Annotated in this window: 1 protein-coding gene; it reads left to right on the top strand. The window is 40.0% G+C overall.

Going from position 1 to position 587, the window contains the following annotated elements:
* Positions 1 to 587, top strand: a 587-nt coding sequence (locus DRF61_RS22490) for a hypothetical protein (protein ID WP_157963434.1), incomplete at both ends; no start/stop codon positions are given.

The raw sequence follows: 587 nt of genomic DNA, 5'->3' as shown, positions 1-587 counted from the left end.
CTATCCCGGTCAGTATACCGTTACTGCCAACGTACCCCTACAGAATGGTCAGGTTAATTTTGGGCTGATAGAAGTTGTGGCAAAGCCTGGACCTTACCGTAATGCTAGTCCATCTACATCATACAGGATACGTTCCATTAAAAGGTTCAATAGTATTAACAGCAGTATCCCGGTAAAAGAAATTTCATACAAGTATGATGATTTTTCCATTCCAAACGCTTCAAGCGGCTATACTTCTAAAGACGGCAGAATCCTGTTCAAAAATGTAAAAGTAATGGACGGTTCAGGAAACGGGTATGCAAAATATTTCTTCAAACTGGATAGGGATTATCCATCGTATCAGACTACGGTAGGTGGCAATACCGTTAATTTCCAGCCTTACTACAACCTTTTAAGATCAGGGATACTGGAGAAAAAAGAAATGTATAGTGAGACTAACCAGCTTCTGGGAAAAGATGATTATCAGTACACATTTGGCATTGCAGATAATGTTGATTATCAGACCGATGAAGGATTTTATTCCAAAACAGCATTTATCAGCCAGACAAAGAGCACTTCCATAGCCTATCCTTCAGGATCTGCGGCAT

It is taken from the genome of Chryseobacterium lathyri, from assembly GCF_003290185.1.
GTDB lineage: Bacteria > Bacteroidota > Bacteroidia > Flavobacteriales > Weeksellaceae > Chryseobacterium > Chryseobacterium lathyri.
This window is presented reverse-complemented; position numbering and strand designations above follow the sequence as displayed.